Origin of the sequence: Halorhabdus utahensis DSM 12940, from assembly GCF_000023945.1 — an archaeon.
In the GTDB taxonomy this organism is placed as follows: Archaea; Halobacteriota; Halobacteria; order Halobacteriales; family Haloarculaceae; genus Halorhabdus; species Halorhabdus utahensis.
The window spans coordinates 1,454,556-1,479,116 of the sequence record NC_013158.1 but is presented as its reverse complement, the minus strand read 5'-3'; the positions used below and the strand labels follow the sequence as shown (position 1 = coordinate 1,479,116).

Below are 24,561 nucleotides of genomic sequence, written 5' to 3'. Positions count from 1 at the left end.
CGGGGGTGCATCTCGGATGACGGTGGTCGTCAAGGTCGGCGGCGCTCGCGCGGTCGATCCCGAAGGGGCGCTGGCGGACGTGGCCCAGCTGGTTGCGGACGGCGAGGACGTCGTGGTCGTCCACGGCGGCTCGACGAAAGTGGACGACACGCTCGAACGCATGGGGATCGAACCGGAGTACGTCGAGACGCCATCGGGCGTCGTCGGCCGCTTCACCGACGAGGAAACCATGGAGGTCTTCGAGATGGCCTTCGGGCACCTCAACACGCAACTCGTCGCGGGCTTACAGAGCCAGGGCGTCGACGCCGTCGGACTCAGCGGCGTCGACGGGAAACTGCTCGCGGGACCCCGCAAGTCGGCGGTGCGCGTCATGGAGGACGGCAAACGCAAGATCAAGCGCGGCGACCACTCGGGGTCCATCAAGGAGGTCAACGACGAGCTGCTGTATACGTTGTTAGACGGTGGATACACGCCAGTGGCTGGACCACCCATGATCGGGAAGGACGATGACGAATGGTTGCCCGTCAATACCGACGCGGACCGCTCAGCAGCAGCGATTGCCGGGGCACTCGACGCGACGCTCGTCCTGCTTACGGACGTTTCAGGCGTCTACGCGGACCCTGAGGATCCGGAAACGTTGATCGAGTCTGTAGAGACGGGCGATGACTGGAACGACCTGCAGGACGCTGCCGAGGGCTTCATGGGGCGCAAGATCATGGCCGCCGAGGAGGCACTTAGCGGTGGGGCACCCGAGGTCGTCGTCGCCGATGCCAACGTCGACGAACCGATCAGTGGTGCCCTCGAAGGTAGTGGGACGCACGTCCACCAGACAGCGATAGAAACGGAGGAACACACATGAGCGGATTCGTATTTTCCGAAAAACCGATACAGATAGAGAACGGCGATGGCGCGGTTGTTTACGACGAGGCGGGCACCGAGTACCTGGACATGGGCGCGAGTTACGCCTGTGTCCCGCTGGGGCACAGCCACGCGGCCGTCGATTCGGCCGTCAAAGACCAGGTCGACGATCTGACCTACGTCCAGGCGTCCTATCCGGTCGAGACGCGGACGCGACTGTACGACACGCTCGCCGTGGCAGCGCCGGGCGACATCGACAACGTCTGGCTGTGTAACTCCGGGACGGAGGCCAACGAGGCGGCGCTGAAGTTCGCCCGGTCGGCGACCGGCGACTCGAAGATCGTCGCCACGATGCAGGGCTTTCACGGCCGGACGATGGGCGCGCTGGCGACCACCTGGAAGGACAAGTACAAGAAGCCCTACGAACCGCTGATCGGCGACGTGGAGTTCGTGCCCTACGACGACAGCGAGGCCCTCGCCGAGGCCGTCGACGACGAGACGGCGGCGGTCATCATGGAGCCCATCCAGGGCGAAGGCGGCATTCATCCCGCGTCGACCGAGTACCTCGAATCGGCCCGCGAGATCACCGACGAGGCCGGCGCGGCGCTGATCTTCGACGAAGTCCAGACCGGCATGGGCCGGACGGGAACGCTGTGGGCTTGCGAGAAGGCCGGCGTCGTGCCGGACATGCTCACGACGGCGAAGGGTCTCGCCAACGGCTTCCCGATGGGTGCGACGCTGTGTGCCGACTGGATCGCCGAGGACTACGGCAGCCACGCCTCGACGTTCTCCGGCGGTCCGGTCGTCTCGGCCGCTGCGGAGGCGACGGTCTCGACGCTCGTCGAGGAAGAGATCCCCCAGCACGCCGCCGACGTCGGTGAGTACCTTCGTGGGCAACTTGAGGACGAGTTGGGCGAGGCGGCTCGTGAGGTACGTGGCGAGGGGTTGATGATCGGCGTCGAGATCAAGCGCGGGGCCAACCGGGTGCTCAAGGACCTCGCGCTGAACCACCAGGTGCTGGCGCTCCCGGCCGGCCGAACAGTCGTCCGCCTGCTCCCGCCGCTGATCGTCGAGGAGGCACAGGCTGACGCGGTCGTCGCCGCGCTCGCGGAGGCGATCGACTGATGAGCGCGACGCGTGTTCCGACGGCCGACGTCTCGACCGAGGATGCCCGCGAGTTGCTGATCGACCTCGTCGAGATCCCCTCGGTCTCGGGCGATGTCGAGGACGCCGCCGCGGAGCTGGCGGCGTTCTTCGAATCTCACGGCCGCGAGGTCTGGATCGACGATGTGGGCAACGTCCGTGCCCCCGCAGATGACGGTGTGCTCCTCACGTCCCACATCGACACCGTCCCGGGCGATATTCCGGTCCGGCTCGAAGAGAACGAGGACGGCGAGACGGTCCTCTGGGGCCGGGGGAGCGTCGATGCGAAGGGCTCGCTGGCGGCGATGGCGGCCGTGGCGGTCCGGACCGGTGCGAGCTTCGCCGGCGTCGTCGGCGAGGAAGTCGACTCGACCGGCGGCCGCTATCTGGTCGAGGATCGGGAGATCGAACCCGACGCCGTCATCAACGGCGAGCCGTCGGGCTGGGACGGGATCACGCTGGGGTATCGTGGCTTGCTCGGTGGCACCTACGTCGCTACGAGCGAATCCGGCCACTCCTCGCGGCCGGACAACAACGCCATCGAGGACGCCATCGACTGGTGGAACCGCGTCGAGGCGGAGTTCGCCAAGGACGAGTGGCACCCGGTCTTCGAACGGGTGACCTGCAAGCCGGTCGACATCGACGGCGGGGTCAGTTCGGATGGGCTCTCGGTCGAGACGACAATGCGCGTCCAGCTTCGGGTGCCCCCGGAGTACACCACTGACGAGATCCGCGAGTTGGCCGACGGTCATCTCGATCGCGGGACCGTCAACTGGGACGACTGGGTCGAACCGGTGATGACCAGTCCCCGTACGGGGGTCGCGCGCGCCTTTCGCGCGGCGATCCGCGAGGAGGGTGGCGATCCGCGCCTCCTGCGCAAGACCGGCACCGCGGACATGAACATTTACGCCGACGCCTGGGACGTCGAGATCGTTTCGTATGGCCCCGGCGACTCGGACCTCGATCACGCCCCGGACGAGCACCTCCCGCTGCCCGAATTCGACCGCTCGGTCGCGGTACTGGACGACGTGACCACGAGACTTCTGGAGGAGCCATGACACGCAACGTACTCGACATCGACGACCTGACGAGCGAGGAACTGACGACCGTCCTCGATCGCGCCGCCACCATCAAGGCCGGCGAGGAGGCGGGCAACCCCCTCGAAGACGAGACGCTCGCGATGATCTTCGAGAAGCCCTCGACCCGGACCCGGGTCTCCTTCGAGACCGGGATGACCCAGCTCGGCGGCCACGCCATCTTCCTCGGGCCGGACGATATCCACCTGGGGGATAGCGAACCGGTCAAGGACACCGCGCGGGCGGTCTCGCGGTACGCCGACGCGATCATGGCGCGGCTGTTCGACCACGCTGACGCCGAGGAACTGGCCGAGTACGCCACCGTGCCGGTGATCAACGGCCTGACCGACGATGCCCATCCCTGCCAGACGCTGGCGGACCTACTGACGATCCGCCAGGAGTTCGGTGGCTTCGACACCGTCAGAGTCGCCTGGGTCGGCGACGGCAACAACGTCGCCCAGTCCTTGGTCCTCGGCGCGGCGATGGTCGGCCTCGATCTGACCGTCGCGACCCCGGAGGGCTACGAAATCGACGAGGAGGTTCTCGATCGTGCGGCCGAGTTGGGGACCGCTCCCGAGACGACACACGATCCCGAAGCGGCCGTCGAAGACGCCGACGTGGTCTACACGGACGTCTTTGTCAGCATGGGCCAGGAGGACGAGCGCGAGGAGAAACTCGCGGCCTTCGAGGGCTTTCAGGTCACGACCGAGTTGCTCGGCGATCGCACGCTGATGCACTGTCTGCCGGCCCACCGCGGCGAGGAGGTCACCGACGAGGTCATCGAGAGTGAGAACGCGATCGTGTGGGAGCAGGCGGAGAACCGACTGCACGCCCAGAACGGGTTGTTGGTGTGGCTGGCCGAGCGGGCATAACCGGTCGCGAGAGACGAGCGACCGGATTTCTGATCCAGATTTTCGAGAAGTGGGCGGCCGAGTGGGACGAGGCCGCCGAGCGCTCGAACGGCGACGCCGTGAGAGTGGTTCGCGAACGGAGTGAGCATTTTTGGGCCCGGCTTTTCGAGGCAGTGGGTACGCAGGCTTGCGTAGCGAGCCGAGGATGCCCGACGAAGAAACCGGTGGTCACTCGAACGGGTTCACGGCAGTATCGAGTCGTGTCAGCTCCTCGACCGCGTCGAAATCGTCGTCGAAGGAATACAGGTACTCGCTTCCTTCGCGCTCGAGATACGCGACGATCGTCGCATCAACGAAGGAGAGGGCGTCGTACCGGCGGAACAGCGCCTGGGCAGCGTTGAAATCGGCTCTCGGTGCGTGGTTGACTTCGAAGTGGGCACCCTCGAGGAGGCGATCGAGCAGCGCGTTCGCGGCCTCGGGGCCGAGTTTCTCGCGCGTGAGGTTCAGCGTCTCCGCGAGGACGTAGTTCGAGACGACGGCCTCCGGGAGGTCGCCGTGGTCGATCCCGCGAACGATCTCCCGTGCGCGGTCGTGATAGCGGTCACGGGCGCTCGCAGCAGCGAACAGAACGTTCGTATCGAGGACGATGCGTGCCATCACTCGGCTCCGAACTCCGATTCGAGTGCCACAGCGTCGGTCTCGCCGGCGTCGACCGGCTCGAAATCGTCGAAGACACCCTCTCGCTGGTGGAGCACTTCGACGGAGAGGTCCCCGTCGTCGTCGACCGTCCACCGGAGCTTGTCCCCCGCCTCGATGTCGAGGCGTCGCCGAAGCGCCGCCGGGATGGTGACCATCCCGCGGTCGCTGACTTTGGTTTCTTCGGGTCCTGACTCGGTTGCCATACGTGAGTATACTGTCTCCTGTCCTATACATGTTTCTTCACATGTGGTCCGTCGACGGTCGGCCCATCGGGGCGAGGAGGTCACCGACGCGGCCATCGAGAGCGACAACGCTATCGTGTGGGAGCAAGCGAAGAACCGCCTGCATGCCCAGAAGAGGGGGCTGGTGTGGCTGGCCGATCGGTCGTCGTAAGCATACGCTGTCGAAGACAGCGTTTCGCTGCTGGCGAAGCCGAAGGCTGAGCCAGCAGGTGTTTTTGGCCCAGCTTTTTGCGAGGAGGGTTCGCGAGCGAACCCTCCGAAGTAAAAAGGTGGATCCGCGGCTTTTTTCTGGTGGCCCACGTCGGGTGACACAATGAGCTATCTAGAGATCACCCAGGAGGAGCCAACCGAGGCGACCGACGGCGTCTGGCTGACCTGCATCGAGTGTGGCGAGCACTTCCCGCCCTTTGCGGGGATTCGCTACACGTGCGACGAGTGTGAGGGGCTGCTCGAGGTCCGGTACGCTGACCTGCCGACGTTCGCGGACTTCGGGGACGACGAGTCGGCGTTTCACGGCGGCGTCTGGCGCTACAGCGACGCACTTCCCTTCGACGAAGGGGTCTCCCTCCCGGAGGGCGACACGCCACTCCACAATGTCCCGCGACTCGAAGACGAGATCGGCGTCGAGCGCCTGCGAGTCAAACACGAGGGGATGAACCCGACGGGCAGCTTCAAGGACCGCGGGATGACGGTGGGTGTTCGGGTCGCCCAGGAAGTGGGCGTGGGTCGGCTGGCCTGCGCCTCGACGGGCAACACCTCCGCGGCGCTGTCGGCCTACGGCTCCCGGGCGGGATTGCAAGTGCTCGTGCTCCTGCCGGCAGGGAAAGTCGCCGCCGGAAAGATCGCCCAGGCGAGTCTCCATGGCGCGCGGATTCTGGAGGTCGATGGCAACTTCGATCGGTGTCTGGATATCGTCAAGGACCTGGCCGACCGCGGCGAGGCCTACCTGCTCAACTCGCTGAACCCGTTCCGACTGGAGGGCCAGAAGACCATCGGCCTCGAGATCATGGAGCAGTTCCGCGACGAGGAGGGGGCTTTCCCTGACCGGATCGTGCTGCCGGTCGGCAACGCGGGCAACACGGCCGCGCTGTACAAGGCCTTCCGGGAACTCGAAGCGACCGGGGCAATCGACGAGGACCAGATCCCGAAGATCACGGGCGTCCAGGCCGCGGGCGCGGCACCGATGGTCGAGGCTATCGAGCACGATTGGGATCACATCGAGCGCTGGGACGATGTCGAGACCAGAGCGACGGCGATCCGGATCGGCAACCCGGTCAACGCACCAAAGGCACTGCCGGGCATCCGCGAGACTGGCGGGACGGCCATCGCTGTTAGCGACGAGGAGATCACCGACGCCCAGCGATCCCTCGCCGAGGAAGGGGTCGGGGTCGAACCCGCTTCGGCCGCTTCGATCGCTGGCCTTCGAAAACTCCGTGAGGAGGGCGTCGTCACCGCTGACGAGCAGGTGGTCTGCCTGACGACCGGGCACCTCCTGAAAGATCCCGACGCGGCCGCGGAGGCGGGAACCGACCCCGAACCGGTTCCCGCCGACACCGACGACGTGCTCGAACATCTGCGGTCCTGAGTTGGGGGACGATTCCGCCGTGGATCGCGCGCCCGTCATGCACGGAGCGGACGCGCGTCTGCCGGCGCTTTTTGATGCGTGACGTCCATCGTGTGTTGCTATGTCAGCTGATCACGATTCGTCGTCGACAGAACGAAATCGGTTGCAGCCGCCGGAACCACGTCTCGACGGGAAACTGCGGCTGGCGTGTGGGGTGAGCCGGGGAGACAGTGTAACCCACCGCTCAGCTTCCGAATCAGTCCGGATAGCGACGACCGACCGCGGCGGGCCGCCGATCGAGAACCCCTCGCCGGTCCACCGGGCCGTCGCCGCCAGGGATCGACTCTGGGGAACCTACGGTGGTGAGGCCACGGACGGGTGTTTCGTGTGGACCGCGCCAACCGGTGATCCGGAGTGTGGGAGGGACTGACGCCGGAGCAGTGGCCGTGGGAGTCCTCACTCGCGGGCGTTCTGTCCGTTGAGTTCGACGACGGTGGTCTCGAGGATGCGGTCGTCGTCGTTAAGCGCAGCCAGGACGTCCTCGCCGGGTTCGTCGTCGAGATTGTACACCGACAGCGCCTCGCCGCCGATGGCTTCCCGGGCGTTGAACATGCCGGCGATGTTGACGTCGTATTCGCCAAGCACGGTTCCGATGAACCCGATCACGCCCGGCTCGTCGGCGTTGCGGACGATCAGCATGTGGCCGTGGGGGATCGCCTCGACCCAGTAGCGGTCGATACTGACGATGCGGGGCTCGCCGTCGGCGAACTGCGTTCCTTCGACGCTGAGTTCGTCACCGCCACCGCTGACGGTGACGGTCACCAGGTTCTGGAAGTCGGGCGCTTCTCGGATCGTCGAGACGTCGACGTCGATGCCGTGCTCGTCGGCGACGTGCCGCGCGTTGACCTGGTTTGCGTCCCAGCCGAGCGGATCGAACACGCCAGTGAGCCCGGCGGCCGTGATGGGCTCGATCGTTTCGGTGACGATGTCGCCGGCGTATTCGATGGATACCGATTCGAGGTCACCGTCGAACAGCTGGATCGCGATCCGGGCGACTGTTTCCGTCAGGTCAGCATATGGTTTGACGACCGGATACGCGTCGGGTGGAATCGACGGCACGTTGACGGCGTTGCTGACCGGCTGGCCGTCGAATGCGGCGAGTACCTGAGCCGCGACGCTCGCGGACGCCGACTCGCCGTTCGTTGCGGTGTGGCTGGCGATCTCGGGCGTAACGAGGATGTTTTCGACGTCCCGGAGTGGGCTGTCGTCCGGCAGCGGCGAGACCGACACGGCGTCGAGGGCTGCTCCCTGAAGATCACCGTCTTCGGCAGCGTTCGCGAGTGCCGACTCGTCGACGACATTTCCGTCCGTTCCGTTGACGAGGTAGGCTTCCCCGAGTGCGTCGAGTTCGCGTTCGCCCAACTGGATCGCATCGGCTCCCGCGTGCATCGAGAGGAAGTCCGCGCGGTCGAGGCAGGTGTCGAGATCGACGCGTTCGGCACCGATCTGTGCGGCCCGCTCGCCATCCCCGTCGGGTGCGTAGACGACGACGTCGAGCCCCAAGTTGTCGAGTCGTTTGGCGACCTCCTGGCCGACGCTGTCGAAGCCGACAAGTCCGGCGGTCTTGCCGTCGAGTTCCGAGCCGATGATGTCGCCTTTGGCCCACTCGCCGTCTTTCAGTCGAACGTGGCCCTGGGGAATCCCTCGCGCCGTGGCGAACAGCAGCCCGATGATGTATTCGGCCACCGCCTGGACGTCTGCCTCCGGGCCGTTGGCGACGATCACGCCGTGTTCGGTCGCCGTGGCCACGTCGATCCCGTCGACGTCGATCCCGGTTCGGCCGACGATCTGTACGTCCGTTGCACGCTCGAACACCGCGGCAGGTACCGGTGTCTCCTCGTCGACGATCAACGCAGCCGCTCCCTCGGCGGCCACAGCCAGTTCCTCAGCCCCGTCGACCGAGACGGTCCGGACGTCGTGGCCCGCGTCGGTGAGTGCCGCCAGTCCCGCGTCCTCGACGGAACTCGTAACTACGATCTCCATATTGGGGGTGACACTGCCGGTCGGCATAACGCTTGTTTTCTCTCGGCGAACCGGGAAGTCACCGACTGGGTGGCCCCAGACCGACTGGGCAGTGTCGGTCCTTGGAGAGACTGGTCCGATGAACGACACTCGCTGATCGGAGACCGTTCCTCACCGCAGTGAGCCCTACCGCCACGCGGACAGTGTCGCCGCGTCCTCGAGGTCCATCGAGAGATACGCGTTGTCGCGGGTGACGTCGGCGATGACGAATACGGCTTGCTCGTCTCGCTCGACGGCTGCCATGACTTCACGGTCCACTGCGACGTCTGCCGCGAGCGCGTCGGGCTCTTGCGACATACTATGTTAGTTGGTAACACCCATACATAAACGTGCCGAAAGACCATAGGGAATACCGAAACCGTGTCTGACGCGCGACCGACGCGCCGCGCGAACACGTCGAACGATAGCACGGATGTGTAAGGACTTAGTAGGAGGGCCGAAGAGTATTCTCCAGTATGAACGTCGCTGACGTCATGACGCCACGAGTTGACGTCGTCACGGCCGAGTTACCGGGCACCCGGGACGATGTCCTCGAGTACTTACAGGAACGACAGTTCTCGTCCGTTCCAGTGATCAAAGAGACTGACGCAGGTGAGGAGTGTCGCGGGCTCGTCACGCGAGACGCGCTCATCAAAAACCCGGACGAGGATCAGCTCGCGATGCTCGTCGAGGATGTCCCGACGACGACTGGCGAGACGTCCCTCGCGAGCGTCGCGCGGACGATGGTCGAGACCGGCGAGCGCCGGATCCCCGTCGTCGACGGACAGCTCGAGGGGATCGTCACGATAACCGACGTCATCCGCGCGCTCGCCGAGGGCGGCGTCGACGACGGCGACACGCCGGTCGGGGAGCTGGCCCGACCGGACGTCAACTGTGTCTACGCCGGTGCGCCGCTGGGTGTCGCCGAACGCGAACTCTCACACGCGGATGTCCCTTACGGCGTCGTTCTCGACGATGACGCCGAAGTCGCCGGCATTCTGACCGAGGTCGACGTGATCGAGGTCGCCGAGGTCGTCGAGGGCGAGACCGGCACCGGCGAGTCCATCGCCAACCAGGACGACGAGTGGATGTGGGAGGGGATCAAGGCTGTCGGGAACCGCTACATGCCGACGCGGAACGTGGAGTTCCCCGATGAGCCGGTCAGCGAGTACATGACGGCCGATCTCGTGACCGTCGGCAGCCGTCGGACCGCCAAGGAGGCGGCCCAGCTGTTGATCCGCCACGAGATCGAGCAGATCCCGCTCGTCTCGGGTGACGACCTCGCGGGCATCGTCCGCGACATCGACGTGATCAAGGCCGTACAATGACGTCGGTCAGCGCCGAGGCCCTGGTCGAACTCGCCAAGCGCCGCGGCTTCTTCCTCCAGTCTGCGGATGCCTACGGCGGCGTCTCCGGCTTCTACACGTTCGGCCCGCAGGGGGCTGCGATGAAACGCAACGTCGAGGAGACCTGGCGCGACCGATTCGCGATCCAAGAGGGCCACATGGAGATCGACGCCCCCACGGTCCTACCGGAACCGGTCTTCGAGGCGTCGGGCCATCTCGACGGGTTCGACGACATGCTCGTCGAGTGTCCCGAGTGCGGGCAATCCCACCGCGCCGACCACATCGTCGAGGACGGCGAGACCGGGATCGAGGAGGCCGAGTCCCTGGCCCCGGAACGCATCGAGGAGGTCGTCGCCGAGTACGAGCTCGCGTGTCCGACCTGTGGGACGGGGCTGGCTGGCCAGGCAATCGAGCAGTTCAACCTCATGTTCGAGACGAACATCGGCCCCGGCAGCTCCTCGCCGGGGTACCTTCGGCCCGAAACTGCCCAGGGGATCTTCATCGAGTTCCCACAGTTCGCCGAATACGCCCGCAACCAGTTGCCCTTCGGCGTCACCCAGATCGGCCGGGCCTACCGCAACGAGATCAGTCCCCGCAAGTCCCTGCTTCGCGTCCGGGAGTTCACCCAGGCCGAACTCGAACTGTTCGTCGATCCTGAGGAAGACGAGCCGGATCTCTCCGCCGTGGCCGACGTGACCGCGCAGTTCTACCCCGCCGAAGCGCAGGACCGCGCGGACGGCGAGCCAGTCGAGATGACGATCGGCGAGGCGGTCGAGGATGGGATCGTCGCCGACCCGTGGATCGCCTACTATCTGGGCGTCGCCGCGGAGTGGTACGCGGCCATCGGCCTCGACATGGATCGCTTTCGCTTTCGCCAGCACCGGCCGGGCGAACTCGCCCACTATTCCGAGGACTGCTGGGACGCCGAGGGTGACGTGAGCGACCCGGATGAGGATCCCGACTGGATCGAACTCGGCGGGTTCGCCTATCGCGCGGATTACGATCTCTCGAAACACGACGCTCACTCCGAGGCGGAGTTCACGATCTTCAAGCAGTACGACGACCCGGTAACTGTCGAGCAGCCGACCGTCGATCCGGAGATGGGCTATCTCGGCCCCGAGTTCGGCGGGGCGGCGGGCGATGTCGCCGACGCACTCGAAGCACTGGCCGAGGACGATCCCGACGCCTTCGCGGGCGAGGACGTCACGGTCGAGGTCGACGGCGAGGCGTACACCGTCCCGGTCGAGCAGACCGGCTTCGCGATCGAGGAGGTCACCGAGTCCGGCGAGCACATCATGCCCCACGTCGTCGAGCCCTCGCTGGGGATCGACCGGGCGCTGTATACGGCACTCGATCATTCCTACCGGGAGGACGAAGTCGATGGCGAGGAGCGAACCTACCTCGAACTGCCGCCCGCGGTCGCACCGACCACGGTCGGTGTCTTTCCGCTGATGGACAAGGACGGCCTCGGCGAGCGTGCCCGCGAGATTGCCGCCGAACTTCGGGCGGACGGCCTTGCGGTGGCCTACGACGACTCCGGGGCCATCGGCCGTCGCTACCGCCGCCAGGACGAGGTCGGCACACCCTATTGCGTGACCGTCGACTACGACACCCTCGAAGACGGGACCGTGACGATCCGAGATCGAGACAGCACCGACCAGACCCGCGTCGCTGCCGACGATCTCGCTTCGACTATCGAGGCCCTCGTCGAGGGCGACAGTACCTTCCAGAATCTCTGAAACCGTGTTCGCCTCTTTCCTCGATCGCATCGACGACGAAGTCACTCGCCGACTCGTCCACGCGAGTACGAGCGTGCTTCCGCTTGCCTACGTGTTCGTCGCGGAGCTGACCTGGCGACACGTCCAGGCGTTGCTGGTCCTCGCGATGGTCGGCGCGCTCGGTCTCGAGATCGTCCGGCTGTATGTCGGTCTCGACTGGTGGATCTTCGATCGGCTCACCCGTGAATATGAACAGGAGAACCTTGCGGCGTACTTCCTGGGCGGCGTCGGGCTCACGGTCGTTGCATTTGCGTTTCCGCCGGCGGGAGCCGACCCGCTGATTGGCAGTCCGTTCGACCCATCGCCCGTGGCAGTCCCGGCGATGCTCATGCTGACGATCGGTGATCCATTCAGTGGCCTGCTCGGTGCGGGCGAACTCCAGGCCGTCAAACAGACGTGGGTGCTGTTGGCGATGTTCGGCCTCACGACGCTCATCGCAAGCGCGTTCGTCCCGCCACTTCCCGCGATCCTCGGTGGCCTGGCGGCGACCGTAGCGGACGGAGCCAAGCCGGTGATCCGTGGGTACGTCGTCGACGACAACCTCACGATCGCGCCGTCGGCCGCCGTCGCGATGTTCGTTGCCATCGAGTACCTGCCGGCGCTGGGGGTTTGACCGACACTGCTGGAACTCGAGGAGACGGCCGCTTCACTTTCACCGCGCTACAAGAACCCTTAACCGCGAACGACACGAATCAGCGGACAGATGGCGGCTACTGACGCGTCCGAGGAATCTATCGATCGCCCGCTGCTCGAGCCCGGCGTCTTGGAGAACCGGGGCTACCAGATCCAATTGGCCGACGCTGCCGCGGCCGATCACACGCTGGTCTGCCTCCCGACCGGGTTGGGCAAGACGACCGTCAGCCTGCTGGTGACCGCCGAGCGACTCCACGCGGTCGGCGGGAAGTCGCTGCTGCTCGCGCCGACCAAACCGCTGGTCCAGCAACACGCCGATTTCTACCGCGAAGCCCTCACGATCGACGACGAGGAGATCGTCGTCTTCACGGGCGAAGTCCGGCCCGACGACCGCGCCGCGCTGTGGGACGACGCGACTGTCGTGATCGCCACCCCGCAGGTCGTCGAGAACGACCTCCTCGGTTCGCGGATCGATCTCTCGCCGGTTACCCACTGTACGTTCGACGAGTGCCACCGTGCGAGCGGGGAGTACCCCTACACCTACATCGCCGAGCGCTACCACGAGGACAGCGACGACCCCCTTGTGACGGGCATGAGCGCCTCGCCCGGCGACGACGAGGAGGCGATCCTCGGGGTGTGTGACAACCTCGGCATCCGCGAGGTCGAGGTGATGACCAGCGAGGACGCCGACGTCGAGGCCTACACCCACAACACGAGCGTCAACTGGGAACGCGTCGAGCTGCCCGAACCGGTCATCGAGATCCGCGACGCCCTCCAGGACGTCATCCACGACCGGATGACGCAGTTGAAGGAACTCGGGGTGACGTCCTCGACCCAGGCCGACGTCTCCGAGCGGGAGATCCGGAAGATCCAGGCCAAGCTCCGGGAGTTGATGGACAACGACCAATCGGAGGGGTATCAGGGGATGAGCCTGCTCGCCGAGGTCCGGAAACTCCGGACGGCCGTGACCTACGCCGAAACCCAGAGCGTCGAGAGCCTGCGCCGGTATCTCGAACGTCTCCGGGAGGCTGCCCGGTCGTCGGGCGCTTCGAAGGCCGATCAGCGCCTCATCAGCGCGCCGAAAGTCCGGGAGGCCCGCCGGAAGGCCGAGGACTTCGAGGACCTCCATCCGAAGTTCCGCCGGACGCGGATGCAGATCGCCGAGACGCTGGGCATCCACGACGGCGAGCGCGTGATCGTCTTCACCGAGTCCCGGGACACCGCCGAGACGCTGACGGACTTCTTAGGCGAGCATTTCAGTGTCGAGAAGTTCGTCGGCCAGAGTGACACCGACGGCAGCGACGGCATGACCCAGACCGAACAGCAGGAGACCTTAGAAGCCTTCAGGGCCGGCGAATTCGAGGTCCTTGTCTCGACCAGCGTCGCTGAAGAGGGCCTGGACGTCCCGGAAGTCGATCTGGTTCTTTTCTACGAACCCGTCCCGACAGCGATCCGGTCGATCCAGCGCAAGGGCCGGACCGGCCGCCAGACCGAGGGCGCGGTCGTGGTCCTGATCGCCGAGGACACCCGCGACGAGGCCTACTTCTGGAAGGCCCGCCAGGACGAGAAGCGCATGGAGGACGAACTCCGGACGCTGAAGGACATGGCCGGCGACATCGAGAGCCACCTCCGCGAACAGATGGGGCTGGAGGGATACGGGGAGGCGTCCGCGGATTCGGATGACACGGCCGCCGGAAACGACACGGCCGACAGTGCCGGAGAGACGACTGACGACCCGGCAGACGCCGACGATGATGACGAGCAAGCCGTCCAGGGAGCAGCCGATGACGCCGAGGACGACGGCCAGACCGGCCTGGACGCGTTCGCACCGGGAGACGATGACGCCACCGAGTCACCCACGGAGCAAACCGACCCCGAGCCGGACGAGGAGGGGACGGTCGCGACGGCCGGCGGCGAGGAGGCAGTCGAGGTCGTCATCGACCAGCGCGAACTCGACGCTTCGATCGGGCGTGATCTCTCGCGTCGCGACGGCTTCGAGACCCGCCTGGAGACCCTGGACGTGGGCGACTACGTCCTCTCGGATCGCGTCGTCGTCGAACGCAAGACGATTTCGGACTTCCTCGATACGCTGACCGGCGGCGATCGCTCGATGTTCGAGCAGGTCAAAGACGACGCCCGCTATTACGACCGGCCGGTCGTGATTCTGGAGGGTGACGGACTCTACGAGGAGCGCAACGTCCATCCGAACGCGATTCGGGGCGCGTTGGCGTCGCTCGCGGTCGACTTCGGCGCGAGCGTCCTCCGGACCGAAGACGAGGGCGAGACGGCCGACCTCCTGGCGACCATCGCCACTCGCGAGCAGGAGACCGACGACCGCGAAATCAGTGTTCACGGCGAGAAGGGCTCGAAGACGCTGCCCGAACAGCAGGCGTACGTCGTCGCGTCGATCGCCGACGTGGGGCCGGTCATCGCGCGGACGCTGCTCGAACACTTCGGCAGTGTGCAAGCGGTGATGACCGCAAACGAGGACGACCTCCTGGACGTCGATGGCGTCGGCGAGGTAACTGCCGAGCGAATTCGGGAAGTTGTCGGCAGCGAGTACGAGGGGTAGACTCGCCAAGCGGATTTTGTGGACCGCTACGGAATGATCTCCGCGATCCGCTGTGGCTCGCCGGACAGCGACGGCTCGGGGTCGACCAGCTGGAGCACCTCGTGGTCCGTCACGTCGGGGTAGGACTTCCCTACTGCGTCCTCGATCATCTGCTTGTCGAGGCGGAAGTCGGTTCCCTCGTAGACGACATCGACGCCGTCTTCGTCGAATGACAGGGCGGTCATACGAAGAGATTGCACGCACCCGGATAAAAGCCTCTTGGAGCCGTCATTCTACAGCCCCCGTTAGCCGGCAACTAGCGGCCGATCGAGCGGTAATGCAGGCTCGGAACATGGTCGGGGTTTAATACAGTGGATTTCACAGATAGGGACGTGCTGCGATCGACGCCGCTCGAAGAACTGGTAATCCCCGACGGGACGACCGTCGAGGAGCACGACCTCGTCACTGACAGTGACGTGATCGTCGGGGGCCAGAGCACTGTCGAGTTCGGCGTCCGGGGGAACAACGTCATCGCGGGCGAACGGACCCGTTTCGAGGGCCACATCGAGGCCGAGGGTGACTGTCGGCTCGACATGTGGTGTGACGTCGCCGAGGACGTCCTCGTCGGCGAGGACGCGTATCTCGGCGAACGCGTCCACATCGGCGGGGAACTGAAAGTCGCGGGGGATCTCGACATCGGTGACGACGTCGATATCGACGAGGGGTTCGAGGCCAACGGCTGGATTGTCATCCGAAACCCGATGCCGACGATCGTCTTCCTGTTCGTCTATCTCAGTCACTTGCTGCGGATCGGTGAAGAGGACACCGCCGAGGACGTCCTCGCGGCGGCACTGGACGCCGACCGGGAGGCCCAGCCGCTGCTCGTCCCCCGCGGGACACACGTCAGCGACGACGCCTGGCGGGTTTCCGCGCCGGCCCGGATCGGTGATGACTGTCGACTTCACGGCAACCTCCGTGCCGAGTCACTCACCGTCGGCCGGGACACCACTGTCTTCGGCAGCCTCCGGGCGAAAAACGACCTCACGGTGGGACGTGCCAGCGAGATCAAGGGTGACGTGACGACACGAAACGGCACTGTCTCGATCGGCCCTGGCGTCCACGTCTGGGGTGACATCTCCGCCGAAAACGTCGCGCTCCACGAAAACGCGACGGTCGACGGGACGATACGGGCGTCCAACGAGATGCGGATGCACACCAACAGCGTCCTCGAAGACGTCGACGAGGCGGCCGAAGCCATGGCCGCCGTCGCCGATAACCTCGACGCCGTCGAGACCGGCGAAACGGATGCCTCCGAACACGAACAACAGGCGGCGACAGAACCAAACGCAGACGAGGTTGATCCCCTCGAACAACCGACGGCTACGGAGTCCGGATCCGAGACGGATGCTGCTGACGAGGACGGCGCTGTGGGGGCCGGTGCAGACGAGGCATCCGAACAGCAGGAAGCCACGACGCCCACAGCTGAGACAGACGCTGCCGACGATGACGATGCGCAGGGGTCCGGCGGAGATGCGTCAGAGACTCCAGATTGACAGAGTCGTTGTCGAGACCGGCGTATCTGGTGAGATTTGCAATTGACGACATGCTGGACACTCACTGCCCTGTAGACACATTTTCCGTCAGGAAACCACCCGCACTCTCTTGGCCACCCCTTTGCCGGTCTGCGTTATTCCGTCTCGTAGCGATCGAACAGCGTCGAGAGTTGCTTTGCGCGCATGCTGAGCGTCTTGGCGTTGACGTACATCTCGCCGAGGGCCAGCGTTTGCTCCTCGGCGATGGCGGCGACGCTCTCGGCTTCCTCCATGTTTTCGCGGCTGATCTCGGCGGCGCTGTCGGCGATGCTCGCGACTTCCTCGCTGGAGGCAGCCTGGTCGTCGGTCGCCTCGCTGATCTCCTTGATGCCGCTGGTCGTGTCCTGGACGTGATCCAGGACCGACTCAAGGGCTGACAGACCCTCGTCCATCGTCTCCTGGCCCTCACTGACGGTTTCCCGCATCGTCTGCATCTCCTCGACGGTCTGGGTCGTCTGATCCTGGATGTCGGTGATCAGGCTCTCGATCTCGCCGGTGGCCTCCTTGGTCTCCTCGGCGAGGCTCTTGACCTCGTCTGCGACGACGGTAAAGCCGTTGTTGTTGCCGTTGCTCGCGTGGGCAGCCTCGATGGAGGCGTTCAACGCGAGGATGTTGGTCTGCTCGGCGATGTCGTCGATGAGGTCGACGATCTGTCCGACCTCGTCCATCCGGTTGTCGAGGGTCTCGACGGTTTCGACGACGTGTTCTGTCTGGTCGTCGACCTCGTTCATCGCGTCGCTGACGTCACGCGCGGACTCGATCCCCTCGACCGTCCGGCGTTCGGTCTGGTCGGCCTTCTCGGCGACCTCGTCCGAGGAGGCGGCGACTTCCTCGATCGTCGCCGACATCTGGCCCATCTCCTCGGAGATCCCCGTCACCTGCTCGTGTTGTTCGTGGAAGGCATCGGCGATGTCCTGGATGCTGTCGGCCATCGTCTCGCTGGCCTCCCGGACGGCTTCGGTTGCTGTCGAAACCTGTCCACTGGAATCCGCGACGTCGTCGCTGAACTCGTCGGCCGCCCGGATCGTCCGCTCGAAGGCGACGACGGTTTCGTTGAAGCGGTCGGCGAGTTCCGACAGCGACCCGGAATCGGCATCGGCGGGCAACCGGACCGTCAGGTTGCCCTCGCCGGCCGCGCCGATCGTCTGTGCGTACTGGGTCACTGTCGTGTCGAACTCGCCGGCCTCGTCGTTGCCGACCCGCGTCCCGCCGTCCGGTGTCAACGCGGTCCCTGCGGCGACTGGTCGATCGGACTGCGCACGGAGCGACTCGATCGTTTCGCGCGCGTCCGCGAGTTCTCGCTGGAGTGTCGACCGGTCCGCTTCGAGCGCGGATCGATCGGCTTGTAGATCATCGATCCGGCGCTCGAGGTCCGTCCGCGTCGATTCGAGCGACTCGATCCGACCGCGGATCGTACTGAAAGCACCGGCGAGTGCTGCGATCGCGAGAACGAAACCGCCACCTGCCAGGAACGGATACGCTGTCGGGGGGGCCACGAACGGCAACGCGGCCTGTATCACAGCATGTATCAGTTGGAATGCAAGAGCGGCGCGCGTCTCTCGCGTGAGGGGGCGTGCCATGGGCTAACCTAGTCAGATGATGCATATATATTCTTCTACCACGCCCCCTCAAGATTGGTGGATTGTGCGGAAAAGAGGCCGGCTACCTGTCAGAATCGGCGAACCCCACTTCAGAAATATCGGGTGAGAATGTAGTCGTGTCGCTGTGTTAGGCGTCGAGACCGAGATCCTCGGCGCGGTCGTCGATCCACTCTTGAAGCTCCTCGATGGCTTGCTCGCCCTTCTCGTCCTTGAAGAGGTGCTTGAACCGGCCCTGGGTTTCGAGCCATTCGCGAACCGGCTTGCGGTCGCGGATCTTGTTCACGCTCGTGATCTCGCCGTCCTCCATCTCGAAGACCGGGAACAGCCCGGTCTCGACGGCGAGTTCGGCGAGTTCCACCGTCTTCGAGGACTCGTAGCTCCAGCCGACCGGACACGGCGAGTAGACGTGCAGGAACTTCGGTCCGTCACGCGAGAGGGCCTCCTCGACTTTCTGCTTGAAGTCGTTGGGGTTCGAGATCGAGGCCGTCGCGACGTAGCCGACGCCGTGGTCGGCCGCGATCGAGGCCATGTCCTTCTTGTTGGTGTCGTTGCCGATGCTGACCTCGCCGGCCGGCGACGTCGTCGTCGAGGCCCCGAGCGGGGTCTGACTGGAGCGCTGGACGCCCGTGTTCATGTACGCCTCGTTGTCGTACATGATGTAGGTGACGTCGTGACCGCGCTCCATCATACCACTGAGTGCGCGGATGCCGATGTCAGCGGTCGCGCCGTCGCCACCGACCGCGATGATGTTGACGTCGTCTTCCTTCTCGACATCCAGGTGATCGGGGTCACGGCGGTCGAAGGACTTGTAGGCGGCCTCGATGCCCGAGGCGACGCTCGCCGCGTTCTCGAAGATATTGTGGATGTAACTGGTACCCCAGGAACTCTCGGGGTAGGGCGTCGAGACGACCTCCATACAGCCAGTGGGCTGGCTGATGATGGTGTTCTCGCCGGCGGCCTCGGTGATGTATTTCATCGCCAGTGCGGGGCCACACCCGGCACACGCGCGGTGGCCGGGGTTCCAGAGTTCCTCGCCGTGTTCGACCTCGTCGGTGTAGTCCTGGTCCTGTAAGTCTGAACTCATTATTGATCGCCTCCAGTTTGGAGGAGTTCCTCACGCAGCTGTGGCCACGATTCCTGCTCGTCGAAAGTCATCGGCCCGGAGGCCTCCATGGTCTCCTCGATCATCGCGCCGATCTCGGCGGCGGTGATGTCCCGGCCGGCCATCCCGATGACGAAGCTCTTGATCGGCGGCTGGTTCTCGGCGTGGTACAGCGTCCCCTTGATCTCGCCGGCGAGTGCGGACTCGTAGCCGGGCGACATCTCCTTGGTCAGGACGCCGACGGCCTCGGCGTCGCCGAGCGCTTTCCGGATCTCCTCGGTCGGGAACGGCCGGTGGACGCGCGGGCGGACGAGCCCGACGTCGACGCCCTGCTCGCGGTACTGGTCGATGACGCCGCGGATCGTCCCGCACATCGACCCCAGGGCGACGAGGCGGTAGTCGGCGTCGCCGTGGTAGGTGTCGATCATGCCGTTGTACTCGGTGTAGTCCCGGCCGAAGACCTCCTTGAACTCCTCGACGGTTTCGGCCCAGACCTCTTTGGACTCCATCATCGCGGCCTGGATCTCGTAGCGCGCCTCCGTCCAGTGTTCGGGCCGGGCGTAGGCACCCATCGTCTTCGGATCGCTGGGATCGAGCGTGAACGCGGGGTCACGCGGCGGCAGGAACTCGTTGACCTCCTCCTCGCTCGGGATGTCGGCGGGTTCCTGGACGTGGGTCAGAATAAAGCCGTCAAAGTTCGAGAGGACAGGGAGATTGACCTGTTCGGCGACACGGAAGCCCATCAGGACGTGGTCGATGGCTTCCTGGACGTCCTCGGCGTGGAACTGCAACATGCCGCCGTCGCGCTCGGCGAAGGCGTCGGTGTGGTCGGCCCAGATCGAGAGGGGGGCCGACAGCGACCGGTTGGCGACCGCCATCACGATCGGAAGGCGCATGCCCGCCGCCGTGAACAGCGGTTCGCTCATCAGCTTCAGGCCCTGGCTCGACGTCGCGGAGAACGCGCGAGCGCCGGCCGCCGACGCGCCGATACACGTCGAAGCGGCGTTGAACTCGCTGTCGACCTTGATGAACTCGCTGTCGAGTTCGCCGTCGGCGACGAGTTCCGAGAGCTTCTCGACGACGCCGGTCTGGGGGGTGATCGGGTACGCCGAGATGACGTCGGGGTCGGCGGCCATGACGCCCTTGGCGACGGCCGACGTCCCTTTCATCACTTCCTGCTCGCCGGACGGATTTGGCTCTTGCTCAGCTTTGGCCATGTCACTTCACCTCCCGGATCATGTCGATGGCGTCGACCGGGCAGACCTCTTCACAGATGCCACAGCCCTTGCAGTAGTCCAGGTCGAACGCGTAGAAGTCCTCTCCCTCGACCGGCTTGGCCGCCTGGTCGGGACAGAACGTGTCACACTGCCCGCAGGCGATACAGGTCTCGGCATCGATGACGGGCTTGAACTGCCGCCAGGATCCCGTCTTGTTCACGCGGGAGGTGTTCGGTTCCACGACGGCACCGGTCGTGATTTTCAGGTCTTCGTATGGGTCTTCTGATTGGCTCATGCTGATACCTCCGAGAAGGCTTCGTTGGTTGCGGCGACGTTCTGCTCGCCGATCTCGCCGCCGAACTTCCGGGTGATGACGGCTTCCATGCTGTCCTGACCGAGCAGGCCGGTCGCGCCGGCGAAGGCCCCGAGCAGCGCGGTGTTCATGATCGGGCGACCGAGGTGCTGGAGGGCGATCTCGGTCGCGTCGACCGTGACGACCTCGGCGTCGGTCTCGATATCCAACTCTTCGGGGTCGGCGTCAGTGTTGACCAACACGAGGCCGTCCTCGTTGAGTCCATCGGTGACGTCGACGTACTCGAGCAGGCTCGTGTCCTGAACGATGACGTAGTCGGGCTCGTCAACCTGGCTGCGATCCGTGATCTTCGTCTCGTCGAAGCGCGCGAACGCCTCGACGGGCGCGCCACGTCGCTCGACGCCGAACGCCGGGAACGCCTGTGCCCAGGTTCCTTCTTCGTGTGCTGCTTGTGCCAATAACTGTGCCAGTGTAACCGAACCCTGGCCGCCACGACCGTGAATGCGTATTTCTTCCATTGTGATCACCGTGATAGAGTGACATCGAACGTGCGATGGTGGGCTCCTGGCTGACCCCCTCCGTGTCGTCGCACGTCGTCGGTCATCGGAGAGTCCACCTACTTCAATGTATGTAATACATTATAACTAAAGTATACCCCCAAAATTCGGGGTGTTTAAGGGTAGTACGTCCAGTTTTTCACGATTTACCCCGAACGTATGTAAGGTAGCCGATCATTCTAAATTATCTTTTGTTATACTTAGCCGACAGCTGTGGGGGGCAATTCAGGGGGGCAACGAAGTGTGTCGGCGGTCAGTATCCGTCGCTCGCAAGCGGTTCCAGGTCCCGGAGAGAATCGATGACGTGCGTCGGATCCGGATCGCCGGTCGGCCGGTCGTCGTCCCGGACCAGCAGCGCCGAGTCAGTGCCAGCCCGATCGGCCGTCTCGACGTCCGAGAGCCGATCGCCGACGAACAGCGTCTCGGTCGGTTCCACCTCGAGCGCGTCGATGGTATGCCCCAGATAGTGGGGGTCGGGCTTCATTCGATCGTAGCCATCGAGCGTCGGCGCTCGGCCGCGGACGGCCCCGAAGGCATCGCCCCAGTCGAAATACTCACGGACGAACCGGACGGTACCGTGGCGGTTGTTGCTCACGATCCCCAGCGTCGTCTCCTCGGCCAGCGACGGCAGGACGTCGACGTCGTCGAACGGTTCGCGTTCGCCGGCGATGATTCGGTCGTTTTCGAGCACGGTCGAGGCGTGTTCGCGATAGCCCCAGAACGCCTCGGGCGGGAGGTCGTGGTGGGCACAGAACGCCCGGACTTCGCCAGTGTCGTCAGGGTTGACCAGGCCGTCGGGAACCGCCCCGACGGTCACGTCGAAGTCAGCGAATGTCTCCCGGGCGGCTTCGCGGTAGACGGCTGGGGCCGTGTGATAGCCCGTCAGCAACACGCCGTCCAGGTCGAAGACGATGGCGTCGTAGGACACGGATACCGTTCTTTCGGGCAACTCGCAGGTAGATGTTGTGATTGTAAGTCTGCGGTATCGCGATCATTGAGGTACATGTGACACGTACAACTACTAGCGAACGGAAAGCCGGATCCGCTTCCCCCGGCGGTTCGACACGGCGGGGACCAGAACGTGTGAACGATGCCTCGACGACATTGTCGTGTGACGACGACTCGACGGGTCCGATCAGCCCGACGACGGTTCGGAATCGTCGTCGTCGCTGTCGAGCCCGAGCGCCGATTTGACCGTGTCTATGATCCCCTTCTCTGACATAGACATTCGTTAAGTTTCTGCCACCAGTCACTTATTGTTTTTGTATACGACGGAATTCCGACAGCATCCGGGGCGACGTGGCCCCGTCGACGGTATCGGAAACCGCCGTTTCCGGGCAAGTACGTCCCGCTCTCCGCTCAGGACAGCAGGTCGACGATCGCGTCGTAGGCGGGTTTGCGGTCGTAGCCGTCGTCCAGCAGGAGCGGGTCATCGGTCAGGGTGTCGTCGAAGTGGGGGATCCAGGAGTGGTGGTCGGCGACACCCCAGATGACGAAGGTGTCACAGCCGGCAGCCATGGCTTTCTCGACGACCTCGCGGTAGTAGTCGGCCTGGACTTCCTGATGGTCCTCGGGCGGATCCTCGGCCGTGTAGGCGACATCCATCTCGGTGATCTCGACCGCCAGGCCGAGATCTTTGAAGCGTTCGATGTTCTCGGCGACCGAGTCGGGATCGACGGGGTCGTGCAGTGCGTGCAGCTGGAGGCCGACGCCGTCGATCGGGACTCCTCGATCGAGCATTCCGGAGACCATCTCGTAGATCTCGTCGGACTTGTCGTTGATGCCGTCCGCGCCGTAGTCGTTGTAGAAGAGGTCGGCCTCGGGTGCCGACTGGTGGGCCCACTCGAAGGCTTTGTCGAGGTACTCCTCGCCAAAGGCTCGCAGCCAGGGCGTCTCGCGCAACCCGCCGTCGTCGGCGACGGCCTCGTTGACGACGTCCCAGGTGTCGACGTCGCCGGCGTACCGCGCGGCGACCGTGCGGACGTGGTCTTCGAGCAAGCGGCGGAGTTCCCGGTCGGTGTACTGGAAGGGGAGTAGCCACTCCGGCAGCTGGTTGTGCCAGACCAGCACGTGACCGCGGAAGTACATGTCGTGTTCGCGGGCGAACTCGGCGATCAGGTCGCCGTCCGTGAAGTCATACGTATGCTCGTCGGGTCGTAGCGGCCCCATCTTCATGGCATTCTCGGCCGTGACGGCGTTGAACTCCCGCAGGGCGTCCCGATACTGGAAGTCCCCTCGGATCGGATCGGCTGCGGCCGCTGCGCCGATTTTGATGTCGTTGTCGTCTGCCACATCTCGCAGGGTATCCGACATGCCAGCATCATCGGTATCTCCGGGGATAAGTGTTGGTGCCATGGTCGGGGCACGCGAGCGGTACTTCGATGAGCAATACCGGACTGGACATCCATTCGGGAGCATGGACGAACCGGTCCGAAGCGACCGTGGGATTTAGATGAACTGTTCGAACGCCTCGGCACCCGTGGCGACTTCCCAAAGGTGCCCGTCCGGGTCCCTGAAGTACGCCGAGTAGCCGCCCCAGGCTGTCTCGGCCGGCGGTTTCGTAATCGTTGCGCCGGCCGCCTCGGCTTCCGCGATGAGTTCGTCGACGTCCGCTTGCGTCTCGACGTTGTGTGCCAGTGAGACATCACCGGTGCCGGTCTCCGCAGGGTCGAGGTTCGCCCCATGCGCGTGGTCATCACGCGGAAAGAGCGCGAGTGCGAACCCGTTCAACTCGAAGGCGACGAACTCGCCCATCCGTTCGAGGACGTCGAATCCGAGGCCGTCCCGATAAAACGCGACCGATCGGTCGATGTCTTCGACGCCGAGGGTCAGCACTGTCAATCGCGGTTCCATGCCGCGACGGTTTGCGTGTTGGCACATTAGCTCTACTGCTTGGCGGTGATTGCCGGCTCGTGTAGGTTCGAGCGCGTCGGGATCATCCATCACGATGGCCAGCGACACCGCCGCCCCAGGCACACCCGAAACCGACAGCGGGGGATTGACGTTGCGTTCAGTGTAGCCGTACTCTCTTGGGATCGGTGTCCCGTCCTCGAAGGCGGGACTGGTGAGCGTAAACGATGACATCGGTCGCTCTCATGGGTCTGCGGCTGGACCCATCCGTCTGGATATTCTCACCCACCTCGCAAAATTATCCGTCCACTGGCGTTCCCGTTGTCAGTTCTTGCTGGTGGGGGGACGATCCATGCCATGATACAGACGAAACCGATTTCACACGTAGGTAATAATCTCCTTCAACTTCTGTCATGTTTGCGTATTCAATCACGGTGCGATGTCACATGCCACGGGCCTTTGTGGTAATTATTGCCGTATCAGATCGCTCTGATAAGTTTCATATCCCTGGGGGACAGAGCCCTCTA

The 24,561-nt window shown here is 64.7% G+C and carries 24 protein-coding genes and 1 pseudogene; 12 read left to right on the top strand and 13 right to left on the bottom strand.

What is annotated here, in order from left to right; genetic code table 11:
* The first annotated feature begins 16 nt into the window (after positions 1–16).
* From HUTA_RS07320 to argF, 4 genes are read left to right on the top strand one after another with little or no spacing between them, the layout of a single operon-like run.
* A complete protein-coding gene (locus tag HUTA_RS07320; protein ID WP_015789249.1) occupies positions 17–859 on the top strand; it encodes an acetylglutamate/acetylaminoadipate kinase in 843 nt (280 codons plus the stop codon).
* The gene (locus HUTA_RS07315; protein WP_015789248.1) at positions 856–1,983 is read left to right on the top strand and encodes an aspartate aminotransferase family protein; all 1,128 of its coding nucleotides are present in this window, start codon (positions 856–858) and stop codon (positions 1,981–1,983) included. The genes HUTA_RS07320 and HUTA_RS07315 overlap by 4 nt, the downstream gene beginning before the upstream one ends.
* On the top strand, positions 1,983–3,059 hold the full coding sequence (locus HUTA_RS07310) for a [LysW]-lysine hydrolase (protein ID WP_015789247.1): 1,077 nt from the start codon (positions 1,983–1,985) through the stop codon (positions 3,057–3,059). The genes HUTA_RS07315 and HUTA_RS07310 overlap by 1 nt, the downstream gene beginning before the upstream one ends.
* Positions 3,056–3,949, top strand: a complete 894-nt coding sequence (gene argF / locus HUTA_RS07305; RefSeq protein ID WP_015789246.1) for an ornithine carbamoyltransferase — start codon at positions 3,056–3,058, stop codon at positions 3,947–3,949. Before HUTA_RS07310 ends, argF begins: the two co-directional genes overlap by 4 nt.
* Before the next feature lie 207 nt (positions 3,950–4,156).
* On the opposite strand, the gene HUTA_RS07300 is transcribed toward argF, so the two are convergent.
* Both HUTA_RS07300 and HUTA_RS07295 read right to left on the bottom strand, forming a co-directional pair.
* Entirely contained in the window at positions 4,157–4,585 is a 429-nt protein-coding gene (locus tag HUTA_RS07300; RefSeq protein WP_015789245.1) for a type II toxin-antitoxin system VapC family toxin, read from the bottom strand.
* Entirely contained in the window at positions 4,585–4,830 is a 246-nt protein-coding gene (locus tag HUTA_RS07295; protein ID WP_015789244.1) for an AbrB/MazE/SpoVT family DNA-binding domain-containing protein, read from the bottom strand. Before HUTA_RS07295 ends, HUTA_RS07300 begins: the two co-directional genes overlap by 1 nt.
* A gap of 61 nt (positions 4,831–4,891) precedes the next feature.
* Between HUTA_RS07295 and HUTA_RS15255 the strand changes: the two are divergent.
* The 3 genes and pseudogenes from HUTA_RS15255 to HUTA_RS07285 all read left to right on the top strand — a co-directional run.
* Positions 4,892–5,020: pseudogene (locus tag HUTA_RS15255) on the top strand (ornithine carbamoyltransferase); the annotation flags it as partial.
* A gap of 162 nt (positions 5,021–5,182) precedes the next feature.
* Positions 5,183–6,454 (top strand): threonine synthase, encoded by a 1,272-nt coding sequence (gene thrC / locus HUTA_RS07290; protein ID WP_015789243.1) that lies wholly within the window; start codon positions 5,183–5,185, stop codon positions 6,452–6,454.
* 100 nt (positions 6,455–6,554) lie between these two features.
* Positions 6,555–6,863 (top strand): hypothetical protein, encoded by a 309-nt coding sequence (locus tag HUTA_RS07285; RefSeq protein ID WP_015789242.1) that lies wholly within the window; start codon positions 6,555–6,557, stop codon positions 6,861–6,863.
* 26 nt (positions 6,864–6,889) lie between these two features.
* Here the strand turns inward: HUTA_RS07285 and HUTA_RS07280 are convergent, their stop codons facing one another.
* Positions 6,890–8,476 (bottom strand): NAD(P)-dependent oxidoreductase, encoded by a 1,587-nt coding sequence (locus HUTA_RS07280; RefSeq protein WP_015789241.1) that lies wholly within the window; start codon positions 8,474–8,476, stop codon positions 6,890–6,892.
* 165 nt (positions 8,477–8,641) lie between these two features.
* Positions 8,642–8,812, bottom strand: a complete 171-nt coding sequence (locus tag HUTA_RS15565) for a DUF7556 family protein (protein WP_015789240.1) — start codon at positions 8,810–8,812, stop codon at positions 8,642–8,644.
* A gap of 158 nt (positions 8,813–8,970) precedes the next feature.
* Between HUTA_RS15565 and HUTA_RS07275 the strand changes: the two genes are divergently transcribed.
* The 4 genes from HUTA_RS07275 (at position 8,971) to HUTA_RS07260 (ending at position 14,823) form a co-directional block, all read left to right on the top strand.
* Complete coding sequence (locus HUTA_RS07275; RefSeq protein ID WP_015789239.1) at positions 8,971–9,822, top strand: CBS domain-containing protein; 852 nt, start codon at positions 8,971–8,973, stop codon at positions 9,820–9,822.
* Positions 9,819–11,579: a glycine--tRNA ligase gene (gene glyS / locus HUTA_RS07270; protein WP_015789238.1), complete on the top strand. Its 1,761-nt coding sequence runs from the start codon at positions 9,819–9,821 to the stop codon at positions 11,577–11,579. Before HUTA_RS07275 ends, glyS begins: the two co-directional genes overlap by 4 nt.
* A 28-nt stretch (positions 11,580–11,607) precedes the next feature.
* Entirely contained in the window at positions 11,608–12,231 is a 624-nt protein-coding gene (locus tag HUTA_RS07265; protein WP_049941432.1) for a diacylglycerol/polyprenol kinase family protein, read from the top strand.
* A gap of 90 nt (positions 12,232–12,321) precedes the next feature.
* Positions 12,322–14,823, top strand: a complete 2,502-nt coding sequence (locus HUTA_RS07260; protein WP_015789236.1) for a DEAD/DEAH box helicase — start codon at positions 12,322–12,324, stop codon at positions 14,821–14,823.
* Between the two features lie 26 nt (positions 14,824–14,849).
* Here HUTA_RS07260 and HUTA_RS07255 read toward each other — a convergent pair whose 3' ends face one another.
* Positions 14,850–15,047, bottom strand: a complete 198-nt coding sequence (locus HUTA_RS07255) for a DUF5800 family protein (protein WP_015789235.1) — start codon at positions 15,045–15,047, stop codon at positions 14,850–14,852.
* 126 nt (positions 15,048–15,173) lie between these two features.
* Here HUTA_RS07255 and HUTA_RS07250 point away from each other — a divergent pair, with 126 nt between their 5' ends.
* Positions 15,174–16,355, top strand: coding sequence for a polymer-forming cytoskeletal protein (locus tag HUTA_RS07250; RefSeq protein ID WP_015789234.1), 1,182 nt, complete (start codon positions 15,174–15,176; stop codon positions 16,353–16,355).
* A 134-nt stretch (positions 16,356–16,489) separates the two neighbouring features.
* On the opposite strand, the gene HUTA_RS07245 is transcribed toward HUTA_RS07250, so the two are convergent.
* From HUTA_RS07245 to HUTA_RS15750, 8 genes are all read right to left on the bottom strand, one after another.
* Complete coding sequence (locus HUTA_RS07245) at positions 16,490–17,974, bottom strand: methyl-accepting chemotaxis protein (protein WP_015789233.1); 1,485 nt, start codon at positions 17,972–17,974, stop codon at positions 16,490–16,492.
* A gap of 148 nt (positions 17,975–18,122) precedes the next feature.
* Complete coding sequence (locus tag HUTA_RS07240) at positions 18,123–19,079, bottom strand: thiamine pyrophosphate-dependent enzyme (RefSeq protein ID WP_015789232.1); 957 nt, start codon at positions 19,077–19,079, stop codon at positions 18,123–18,125.
* Entirely contained in the window at positions 19,079–20,314 is a 1,236-nt protein-coding gene (locus HUTA_RS07235) for a pyruvate ferredoxin oxidoreductase (RefSeq protein ID WP_015789231.1), read from the bottom strand. Before HUTA_RS07235 ends, HUTA_RS07240 begins: the two co-directional genes overlap by 1 nt.
* A 1-nt stretch (position 20,315) precedes the next feature.
* The gene (locus HUTA_RS07230; RefSeq protein WP_015789230.1) at positions 20,316–20,609 is read right to left on the bottom strand and encodes a 4Fe-4S binding protein; all 294 of its coding nucleotides are present in this window, start codon (positions 20,607–20,609) and stop codon (positions 20,316–20,318) included.
* Entirely contained in the window at positions 20,606–21,145 is a 540-nt protein-coding gene (locus HUTA_RS07225) for a pyruvate ferredoxin oxidoreductase subunit gamma (protein WP_015789229.1), read from the bottom strand. Before HUTA_RS07225 ends, HUTA_RS07230 begins: the two co-directional genes overlap by 4 nt.
* Positions 21,146–21,437: 292 nt before the next feature.
* Positions 21,438–22,112 carry an HAD family hydrolase gene (locus tag HUTA_RS07220; RefSeq protein WP_015789228.1) on the bottom strand — a complete coding sequence of 225 codons (675 nt, stop codon included), beginning with the start codon at positions 22,110–22,112 and terminating at the stop codon, positions 21,438–21,440.
* Positions 22,113–22,543: 431 nt separating this feature from the next.
* Positions 22,544–23,497, bottom strand: a complete 954-nt coding sequence (locus HUTA_RS07215; protein WP_015789227.1) for an endo-1,4-beta-xylanase — start codon at positions 23,495–23,497, stop codon at positions 22,544–22,546.
* A gap of 135 nt (positions 23,498–23,632) precedes the next feature.
* Positions 23,633–24,268, bottom strand: coding sequence for a VOC family protein (locus HUTA_RS15750; protein ID WP_015789226.1), 636 nt, complete (start codon positions 24,266–24,268; stop codon positions 23,633–23,635).
* Positions 24,269–24,561: the final 293 nt, after the last annotated feature.

What these genes read in the sequence shown, in the direction of transcription:
- HUTA_RS07320 (WP_015789249.1), top strand. Translation starts at nt 17, where the DNA reads ATGACGGTGGTCGTCAAGGTCGGCGGCGCTCGCGCGGTCGATCCCGAA.
- HUTA_RS07315 (WP_015789248.1), top strand. Translation starts at nt 856, where the DNA reads ATGAGCGGATTCGTATTTTCCGAAAAACCGATACAGATAGAGAACGGC.
- HUTA_RS07310 (WP_015789247.1), top strand. Translation starts at nt 1,983, where the DNA reads ATGAGCGCGACGCGTGTTCCGACGGCCGACGTCTCGACCGAGGATGCC.
- argF (WP_015789246.1), top strand. Translation starts at nt 3,056, where the DNA reads ATGACACGCAACGTACTCGACATCGACGACCTGACGAGCGAGGAACTG.
- HUTA_RS07300 (WP_015789245.1), bottom strand. Translation starts at nt 4,585, where the DNA reads ATGGCACGCATCGTCCTCGATACGAACGTTCTGTTCGCTGCTGCGAGC.
- HUTA_RS07295 (WP_015789244.1), bottom strand. Translation starts at nt 4,830, where the DNA reads ATGGCAACCGAGTCAGGACCCGAAGAAACCAAAGTCAGCGACCGCGGG.
- thrC (WP_015789243.1), top strand. Translation starts at nt 5,183, where the DNA reads ATGAGCTATCTAGAGATCACCCAGGAGGAGCCAACCGAGGCGACCGAC.
- HUTA_RS07285 (WP_015789242.1), top strand. Translation starts at nt 6,555, where the DNA reads ATGTCAGCTGATCACGATTCGTCGTCGACAGAACGAAATCGGTTGCAG.
- HUTA_RS07280 (WP_015789241.1), bottom strand. Translation starts at nt 8,476, where the DNA reads ATGGAGATCGTAGTTACGAGTTCCGTCGAGGACGCGGGACTGGCGGCA.
- HUTA_RS15565 (WP_015789240.1), bottom strand. Translation starts at nt 8,812, where the DNA reads ATGTCGCAAGAGCCCGACGCGCTCGCGGCAGACGTCGCAGTGGACCGT.
- HUTA_RS07275 (WP_015789239.1), top strand. Translation starts at nt 8,971, where the DNA reads ATGAACGTCGCTGACGTCATGACGCCACGAGTTGACGTCGTCACGGCC.
- glyS (WP_015789238.1), top strand. Translation starts at nt 9,819, where the DNA reads ATGACGTCGGTCAGCGCCGAGGCCCTGGTCGAACTCGCCAAGCGCCGC.
- HUTA_RS07260 (WP_015789236.1), top strand. Translation starts at nt 12,322, where the DNA reads ATGGCGGCTACTGACGCGTCCGAGGAATCTATCGATCGCCCGCTGCTC.
- HUTA_RS07255 (WP_015789235.1), bottom strand. Translation starts at nt 15,047, where the DNA reads ATGACCGCCCTGTCATTCGACGAAGACGGCGTCGATGTCGTCTACGAG.
- HUTA_RS07245 (WP_015789233.1), bottom strand. Translation starts at nt 17,974, where the DNA reads ATGGCACGCCCCCTCACGCGAGAGACGCGCGCCGCTCTTGCATTCCAA.
- HUTA_RS07240 (WP_015789232.1), bottom strand. Translation starts at nt 19,079, where the DNA reads ATGAGTTCAGACTTACAGGACCAGGACTACACCGACGAGGTCGAACAC.
- HUTA_RS07235 (WP_015789231.1), bottom strand. Translation starts at nt 20,314, where the DNA reads ATGGCCAAAGCTGAGCAAGAGCCAAATCCGTCCGGCGAGCAGGAAGTG.
- HUTA_RS07230 (WP_015789230.1), bottom strand. Translation starts at nt 20,609, where the DNA reads ATGAGCCAATCAGAAGACCCATACGAAGACCTGAAAATCACGACCGGT.
- HUTA_RS07225 (WP_015789229.1), bottom strand. Translation starts at nt 21,145, where the DNA reads ATGGAAGAAATACGCATTCACGGTCGTGGCGGCCAGGGTTCGGTTACA.
- HUTA_RS07215 (WP_015789227.1), bottom strand. Translation starts at nt 23,497, where the DNA reads ATGTCGGATACCCTGCGAGATGTGGCAGACGACAACGACATCAAAATC.
- HUTA_RS15750 (WP_015789226.1), bottom strand. Translation starts at nt 24,268, where the DNA reads ATGTCATCGTTTACGCTCACCAGTCCCGCCTTCGAGGACGGGACACCG.